Annotated in this window: 10 protein-coding genes and 2 pseudogenes; 11 read left to right on the top strand and 1 reads right to left on the bottom strand. The window is 54.3% G+C overall.

Going from position 1 to position 7,067, the window contains the following annotated elements; genetic code table 11:
• The 9 genes and pseudogenes from CC207_RS25955 to CC207_RS25920 form a co-directional block, all read left to right on the top strand.
• Nucleotides 1–1,035, top strand: a 1,035-nt coding sequence (locus CC207_RS25955) for a TIGR00366 family protein (RefSeq protein ID WP_256582368.1), incomplete at its 5' end; no start/stop codon positions are given.
• 206 nt (nt 1,036–1,241) lie between these two features.
• A pseudogene (locus tag CC207_RS25950) lies at nt 1,242–2,240 on the top strand (ShlB/FhaC/HecB family hemolysin secretion/activation protein); the annotation flags it as partial.
• 26 nt (nt 2,241–2,266) lie between these two features.
• Nucleotides 2,267–2,668, top strand: a complete 402-nt coding sequence (locus CC207_RS25945; protein ID WP_083242031.1) for a hypothetical protein — start codon at nt 2,267–2,269, stop codon at nt 2,666–2,668.
• 187 nt (nt 2,669–2,855) lie between these two features.
• The gene (locus CC207_RS28465; RefSeq protein WP_139121054.1) at nt 2,856–2,966 is read left to right on the top strand and encodes a colicin E5-related ribonuclease; all 111 of its coding nucleotides are present in this window, start codon (nt 2,856–2,858) and stop codon (nt 2,964–2,966) included.
• Nucleotides 2,957–3,277, top strand: a complete 321-nt coding sequence (locus CC207_RS25940; RefSeq protein WP_175406174.1) for a hypothetical protein — start codon at nt 2,957–2,959, stop codon at nt 3,275–3,277. The genes CC207_RS28465 and CC207_RS25940 overlap by 10 nt, the downstream gene beginning before the upstream one ends.
• A 201-nt stretch (nt 3,278–3,478) precedes the next feature.
• Nucleotides 3,479–3,775 carry a contact-dependent growth inhibition system immunity protein gene (locus CC207_RS25935; protein WP_062360295.1) on the top strand — a complete coding sequence of 99 codons (297 nt, stop codon included), beginning with the start codon at nt 3,479–3,481 and terminating at the stop codon, nt 3,773–3,775.
• A 134-nt stretch (nt 3,776–3,909) separates the two neighbouring features.
• The gene (locus CC207_RS25930; protein WP_088853035.1) at nt 3,910–4,266 is read left to right on the top strand and encodes a hypothetical protein; all 357 of its coding nucleotides are present in this window, start codon (nt 3,910–3,912) and stop codon (nt 4,264–4,266) included.
• Nucleotides 4,267–4,367: 101 nt separating this feature from the next.
• Complete coding sequence (locus tag CC207_RS25925; RefSeq protein WP_069016623.1) at nt 4,368–4,655, top strand: colicin immunity domain-containing protein; 288 nt, start codon at nt 4,368–4,370, stop codon at nt 4,653–4,655.
• 30 nt (nt 4,656–4,685) lie between these two features.
• Nucleotides 4,686–5,138: a hypothetical protein gene (locus CC207_RS25920; protein ID WP_088853034.1), complete on the top strand. Its 453-nt coding sequence runs from the start codon at nt 4,686–4,688 to the stop codon at nt 5,136–5,138.
• Between the two features lie 34 nt (nt 5,139–5,172).
• Here CC207_RS25920 and CC207_RS25915 read toward each other — a convergent pair whose 3' ends face one another.
• Entirely contained in the window at nt 5,173–5,712 is a 540-nt protein-coding gene (locus tag CC207_RS25915; protein ID WP_088853033.1) for an RNA 2'-phosphotransferase, read from the bottom strand.
• Between the two features lie 196 nt (nt 5,713–5,908).
• Between CC207_RS25915 and CC207_RS25910 the strand changes: the two genes are divergently transcribed.
• On the top strand, nt 5,909–6,229 hold the full coding sequence (locus tag CC207_RS25910) for a hypothetical protein (RefSeq protein ID WP_069016625.1): 321 nt from the start codon (nt 5,909–5,911) through the stop codon (nt 6,227–6,229).
• Between the two features lie 496 nt (nt 6,230–6,725).
• A pseudogene (locus CC207_RS28160) lies at nt 6,726–7,067 on the top strand (IS5-like element ISPsp10 family transposase); the annotation flags it as partial.

Here is a 7,067-nt window from a genome sequence, read left to right as displayed (position 1 = left end):
CTGCTGGTACGCGCCCTGGCCCGTCGCGGCGACCTGAAGATGGACTACCGCGCCGCCGGTGCCGCCGCCTACCTGGGCCTGGGCGCGGTGTGGGCGCTGGGCCTGTCGTCGTCGGCCGCGCAGCTGCAGGCCAACCCGGCCAGCCTGCCGCCATCGATCCTGTCGATCACCGGGGTGATCCCGTTCACCGAGACCATCTTCCTCTGGCAGTCCGGGGTGATGCTTGCCGCGCTGGTGGTCGTCTCGCTGGTCGTGGCCTATGCCACCGCGCCCGGGCCGAACAGCGCCCGCAGCGCCCAGGACTGCGGCGTCGACCCGAGCTTCAGCGCGCCGCCTTCGCCACAGCGCACCCGCCCGGGCGAGTGGCTGGAATACAGCCCGATCCTGATCCTGCTGCTGGTTGCCCTGGCCGCCGGCTGGCTGTACCAGGAGTTCGCCACCAAGCCTGCGATCACCGCGATTTCCGGGTTGAACACCTACAACCTGCTGTTCATCATGCTCGGCGCCTTGTTGCACTGGCGTCCGCGCAGCTTCCTCGACGCGGTGACGCGTGCCGTGCCGACCACCACCGGGGTGTTGATCCAGTTCCCGCTGTATGGCTCGATCGCCGCCATCCTCACCCAGGTCAAGGGCGCGGACGCCCAGACCCTGGCCCACCATATCTCGGTGTTCTTCACCCAGATCGCCACCCATGACACCTATGCGCTGCTGATGGGCGTGTACTCGGCGGTGCTCGGCTTCTTCATCCCGTCCGGCGGCGGCAAGTGGATCATCGAGGCGCCGTACGTGATGCTGGTGGCCAACGACCTGCAGTACCACCTGGGCTGGGCGGTGCAGATCTACAACGCCGCCGAGGCGCTGCCGAACCTGATCAACCCGTTCTACATGCTGCCGCTGCTGGGGGTGCTGGGGCTCAAGGCGCGCGACCTGATCGGCTTCTCGTTCGTGCAGTTGCTGGTGCATGTGCCGCTGGTGCTGGTGTTGCTGTGGGCGCTGGGCACGACCTTGCAGTATGTGCCGCCGGTGATGCCGTAAGGCCCAAGTCGTGGAGCTGCACGGCAGCTCCACATCGTTCACGGCGACAGGGCAAAAATTTTTCTCTGTAGCGCAACAGCTCTATCTCAATGGTTTCATTCAACACGGAGAGCGGTGTTACAAAAAACCGGATGATGGCAAATTGACGCCAATATGATGGCAAAATAGTATGCCCGCCACTTTGCACTGTTCACCAGGGATTGGTCATGGCGGGACGTCTAGTTTCAGGGCGCAAAACGGCCCTCTGTGCGCTTGTCAGCCTGCTGTGCTGCCCTGCGGCCTGGGCCGTTTCACCCGGCGACCAGGACCTGATCCGCGACCGCCAGGACCGCCTGCTTGAAGAGCAGCAACGCCGCCTCGAAGAACTGCGCAACCTGCCCGGCAAGGCCGCCGAACCCGGTGAAGCGCAACCGGCGACCGACAGCCGCTGCTTCACCATCCACACCATCGAACTCAAGGGCGCCGACAGCCTGTCCGCCGCCGACCGCGACCGCCTGCTCAAGCCCTTTATCGACCAGTGCCTGGGCGTCACCCAGCTCAACGCCTTGCTCAAGGCCATCACCGACCATTACCTGGGCCGCGGCCTGGTCACCAGCCGTGCCTACCTGCCGCAGCAGGACCTGTCCTCGGGCTATCTGCAGGTGCTGGTGGTGGAAGGGCGCCTGGAGGGGCTGCGCCCGGACTCGACCAGCGGCCTGAGCGATCGCGAGCTGGCCATGGTTTTCCCCGGCAAAGTCGAACAGCGCCTGAACCTGCGCGAAGTCGAACAGATGGTCGACCAGCTCAACCGTCTGCCGTCGAACAAGGCGCAGATGGAGCTGACCCCGGGCAAGGCCGTCGGCGGCAGCGAAGTGCTGGTGCGCAACACCCAACAGAAACCCTGGCGCGCCTCACTGTCGCGCAACAACGAAGGCCAGCGCAGCACCGGCGAGCAGATGCTCAACCTCGGCCTGGAATGGGACAGCCCGCTGGGCCTGGCTGACCAGCTGATGCTGCGCGGTGGCCACGACGTGGTCAGCGACCACACCCAGGGTTCGAAGAACGGCGTGCTGTTCTACAACCTGCCCTGGGGCTGGTGGAACTTCACCTACAGCTACAGCGAGAGCGAATACCGCTCCCTGGCCCAGGCCAACGGCTTTGCCTTCAAGCAGACCGGCGACAGCCAGAACCACCAGTTGCGCGCCAACTCGGGTTTGCCGCAGGATTTGTTTAAGCCAAGGTAGGTGGCATTATGAATGAACAGCAAAAGCAGCTGTGTCAACACCTTGCAGCACTGAGCTCAGAGCAGGCTGCTGAATGGCTAATGGGGGCCTATCCGTTAGAATCCAAGGACTATGGTGAGGCGCTGTTGCTGATTCCTCATCGATCCTGGAAGCGATCCGATCAAAGGCGTTTGGCTGGTTACTATTTTAAGAAGATACCGTTTTCCAGTGCGAGGGGGTACGAGGTGTTTTCCTCGTTTATGTCTGTAAAGACTTTTATTGAGTGCGTCAGGGAGAATCTTCCAGCTAGCACTTCTGACAGGGAGTTGCTGCTCTACTATCTGACTCCTGTTCTGGGTAAGGCCGCAAAAAATGAATCTGATCGACTGTTGGCAAGAGGCTTTTTGAGTGAGGTTGGCTCTTGCGCCTAAAGCTGAATTCAGATAAGTAAGCACCGTTTGTGTTCTTCGATCGAGAAAAGGGACCGAGAAAAGGGGACAGATTTATTTTTCTACTCTAGTTTCTGCCCTTGCATGGCCAAGACGGCGATCAAGCTTGGTGCTTAAGATGTCAGTGAGGACGTTTAGCGCTGGAAGCGGGGTAAGTCGAAATTAGAGTGTGAAAAATAAGTATGTCCCCTTCTCGTATGTAGTGAGGAATGATCGCACGGGGGCGATCGTCCAGGTCTCTAATAAAAACGATCCTGAGTGGGTTGCGCCATGGGGCTGATTGCAGAAGTGTTTGTTGAAAGTTTGCCTATTACACCTACACTGATATGGAATGGCACCCCTTTGTTTGATGTCGGCGATGGAATTAAATTGGTTGACTACTGCAAAAGTAATGCTATTGCAGTTCTTGGCATGGAAGGGTTTGAAATCAAGGGGGGTAAGAGAGTTCCATGTATGGATTGTATTATTGACTTTTCCGCATCATTGAATGAAGTGGATTTCGCTGCGAAGTCGGTGGAAGTGAGTCGGGAAGTTATTGGAAGCATGGCCGGTCGCGGGGTGTTTTTGGAGTTTGTCCTAGTTAGGGTTTAGTTAGTTCTGGTTAGGGTTTGGTTGATGAGAGAGACGCAGATGGGCGGCAAATATCTTGTTTCAGTAGGGGCAGGTTTACTTGTCCTGCTCTGATTTTTGCTGCCGTATGCCAAGATGATATTTAATTAGTGCGTCGAAAATAAAAATGTCCATTTTCGGGGTCCCCATATGGAGCACAGAAATCCCGAGGAGGTAAATGTTATGGAATTTCCCGCACTCACTCAACTACTCGGTTGCTATCTTCATCAAGATTGGCCGGAAGAGTACACTGACAGCAGTGAAGCTTTAGCCGACATGCTGAAGCATGAGCCGCAAGCCACTCTGTTAGCAGGAGCACAGGAGATAGAGGTTCTCTTGGCTTCCAAGCTTTCCATGGATGATCTCGAACACCTTGTAACGTGGAAAATTGGGTGTTTTTACGCTCCGAGCTCCGAAGGTGTCAGCCTTGCGGAGTGGCTGAACAACATCAGACATGCTTTTCTTTGCGGTCAGTCCTGAGGGTTTTCCATGTCCCATACGAGTTGCCTTGTAGCCGTACGTAATTCGAATGGCGTTCAAAATTTCACCCCAGTGAAAGTGTATGAGAAGAATTTTTCTGGCGAAATTGCTGTGCAATGGAGTGCATTGAAAACATGATTTTGACGATTCGTTTTGAGCAGGACCTTATAAGTAAAAGACTGCTGGAACTACGATATCTCCCCTGCCTTTGTAAAGTTTCGGAGACTTTTGTGATCGAGTTTTTCGACCCTTTGCCCGTCGTCAGCGGAACGGTAATGGAGTGGGACAGGGCGGCACTTGAACAACGGGTTATCCCAGGGACAGGTGGAGAGTGCTCTCACTATGCATTCTCAGAAGTCAGTCTGGCGCCGCTTGAGGGGGATCGTTATCTGATAGTCGACCTGAAAATGTTTCATCGGTATTTTGGTTGGTGTGAGGTCCTAAAGGATGGCGCTTATGTAACGCCGGGAGTTTTTTGGGATGAAGATTGAATTGATTGCAGGGCAAGTGTTTGCCTGGTGATATTTAATCTAGGGAGCTTAGCCCAGGCCAGCTCAAAATGCACTTGAGGACCTTGGCAAAGGGAGTAATTATGAGTGAGGTGGTGCTGTCTTATGTTGCTCTAATTGAAAGCTATTTATGTGGTAAATATACCTTGAACAAATTTGTTGAGATGTTTTTTTGTCAGTTCAAAAATGAGTCGCGAGTGTTGCTCGAGGATGTTTATCTTGTGCTGGACGAATTGTTCGGAAATCTTGACGCTTTTACAGAGAATGAGGATTTATTGCGCGACGATTCCGATTATTACCTGAGTGCGAAACAGGTGGATCATTGCATTCGGCGCGCTTTCGAGTCTCTTGAAAAGTACATTGTTTGCTAATGTTCTTCATAGGCTTAAAAAGGGACTGTCATGTACGAAGTCATGCCGGAAAGCGTACCGGACGCGGCGTTGCAGGCCGCTCTCAAGGTGATCGTGGCTACGGCGCAGACGCTTTCTGATCTTTCGCTGTCGGGAGACTCCGAGGTTCAACGTGGGGCGAGCCTGGAGACATTGACGCAGCGATTGCGAGTTAGTAGTGAGTCGGTATGTTTGAGCCTGCGCCTCTGGGAGTTCAATGTATCCAATAAGGTGAGCCTGCCGTTGGTGCTGCTACGCGTCATCAAGTGGGAAGATCGCCTCGATATTGAACTCTCCTTCAACAGCACGCCTGCTGACGACCTGCACGATATCATGCAGGCGCTGCATACATATGCGTCGGGCTTGGCAGGTCGTTTTTCGATACCTGTATTTTATGGCGGGATGGAGCCTGCGCTTGATAAGGATACGCGGTACTTTACCAACGACATGCTTGGCCCGCTTTAAACTGATCGGGCGGCACAAGGCCGTTCCTGCAGGCTTATTCTTCTGCCTGGCATGACAGATAAACCGGCGGCACCTGGTCTACCAGCCAGACACCGTTATCCGCTTGATAGAACACTGCTCCCGCTGCGCACATGGCCTGGGTATCGACCGTGAGCAGCACCGGCTGACCATAGCGCTTGCCCACCGCCAGCGCAGTCTGCGAATCCTCGCTGAGGTGTACATGGTGGCGGCTGCCCGGGATCAGGCCCTGGGCCTCGATAGAGGCCAGGAAGCGGCTGGCGGTGCCGTGATAGAGCAGGGCGGGTGGCGCCTTGGCGACGTGGCGCACTTCCACCTGGGCGCTGCTATGGCCCTGGGCGGCGCGGATGCGACGGCCATCGTCGGAGAGGGTGAAACGGCGCTTGTCATTGGTCTCGACCACTTCACGCAAAGCGTGCAGGTCGAAGGCATGACCTTGCCGGCCGGCGCCGTGGATCAGCGCGTCAACATCGAGAAAAGGGGACAGATTTATTTTTTCTACTCTAATTTCTGCCTTTGCATGGCCAAGAAGGCGACGAAGCTTGATGCTGAAGATATTAGTGAGGACGTCTAGCGCTGGAAGCGGGGCAAGTCGAAATTTAGAGTGTGAAAAATAGATCTGCCCACTTTTTCATTGGTCTAAAGGATTTGTCGAGTAAGCTTAGCGCCCAGGCTGGGCGTGAAGTTAATTTCATGATTTATGACTCTGCGGCAGCGGCCTTGAGTCGTGCGCCGAGTGTGAGCTTGCCAAAATGACTGTTGCGTATGATCTATATGGTGCGAAAGACCTAGGTCTTCTCTCGGCAAAAGTTAATGTAGAACGAACCTTGGGGGAAGCTTTAGAGGAAAGAGATAGCTCTTATCAGGGGGGTGTTTATTATATGTTGGGTGGGGGTGATGCAGAGAATTTTGTTCTAAAGCTGAATATTGATCCTTTTGATGGTGATGCGGTAGAGGAAAATTATCCGGATTATACGGTCCTGCTTTATATAAATGCTACGGATCGCTCATTTGCTTTGGAGAGAATCATGAGGCAGGCGGGGTTTAAGCTGCTTAGGCATGAAGTGTTTTGAGGTGCTAATTCTTAGTCGGTGCAAAAAGATAACTGGGGTAGTTCTGTGGTTTTAAATGTTGAAACAGTGGCTGGGGCGATTCATGCCGCTTTCTGGAAATAACGATTTATTGTCGAGAATTCTTGATGGGGTGCTGCCGAGCTTTGTGCTAAACAGGGTGCTAGAGGAAAATCCAAGCTTGGATAAATATGATTTGGCTAGTATTTTTCTTGAGGGGTGTGATCGCCTGGATAGTAAAGTTCTTCCGATTTTCTGGAATTGGAAGAGTGTCAGGTCAATGAGGGGTATGTCTGATGAGATGTTTGATGAGATGTTGCTTTCGCACATGAGGCTTGCGGGGTATAGGGTATAAAGAGAAAAGAAGAGAAAAGGGGCGGAGAAAAGGGGGCGGATTTATTTTTACTAGGTTCTGTATGAAAACCTTTGAAACCTCACCGGAGCCTCTGGAAGCCTGATTTTCCGTAGAGTTCTCGCTTTTTAGGCGAAGGATTCTGCCATGTCCAAGCGATACGAACTTTCCGATGCAGAATGGGAAATAGTCGCGGACCTCTTCACCGCACATCGACGTACAGGACGCCCAAGAGTCGATGATCGCTTGATGCTCAACGGCGTGTTGTGGGTGCTGTGCTCAGGCGCAACCTGGCGGGACATGCCTGAACGGTTCGGGCCTTGGTCGACGGTCTATCAACGATTTCGAGACTGGCGAAACCAAGGAACCTTCAACAAGATGCTCAAGCGGTTACACCTCAAACTCAATGCACAGGGCCAGATTGACTTGACCACCTGGTGCATCGACTCAACCGCCGTGAGGGCCACCCGTGCCTCTGCCGGAGCAGGC

Source organism: Pseudomonas sp. DrBHI1 (genome assembly GCF_002205115.1).
Lineage (GTDB): Bacteria > Pseudomonadota > Gammaproteobacteria > Pseudomonadales > Pseudomonadaceae > Aquipseudomonas > Aquipseudomonas mosselii.
The sequence above is the reverse complement of the archived record's forward strand: the minus strand, read 5'-3'. Positions and strand labels throughout refer to the sequence as shown.

What these genes read in the sequence shown, in the direction of transcription:
- CC207_RS25945 (WP_083242031.1), top strand. Translation starts at nt 2,267, where the DNA reads ATGAATGAACAGCAAAAGCAGCTGTGTCAACACCTTGCAGCACTGAGC.
- CC207_RS25925 (WP_069016623.1), top strand. Translation starts at nt 4,368, where the DNA reads ATGAGTGAGGTGGTGCTGTCTTATGTTGCTCTAATTGAAAGCTATTTA.
- CC207_RS25935 (WP_062360295.1), top strand. Translation starts at nt 3,479, where the DNA reads ATGGAATTTCCCGCACTCACTCAACTACTCGGTTGCTATCTTCATCAA.
- CC207_RS25910 (WP_069016625.1), top strand. Translation starts at nt 5,909, where the DNA reads ATGACTGTTGCGTATGATCTATATGGTGCGAAAGACCTAGGTCTTCTC.
- CC207_RS25930 (WP_088853035.1), top strand. Translation starts at nt 3,910, where the DNA reads ATGATTTTGACGATTCGTTTTGAGCAGGACCTTATAAGTAAAAGACTG.
- CC207_RS25940 (WP_175406174.1), top strand. Translation starts at nt 2,957, where the DNA reads ATGGGGCTGATTGCAGAAGTGTTTGTTGAAAGTTTGCCTATTACACCT.
- CC207_RS25920 (WP_088853034.1), top strand. Translation starts at nt 4,686, where the DNA reads ATGTACGAAGTCATGCCGGAAAGCGTACCGGACGCGGCGTTGCAGGCC.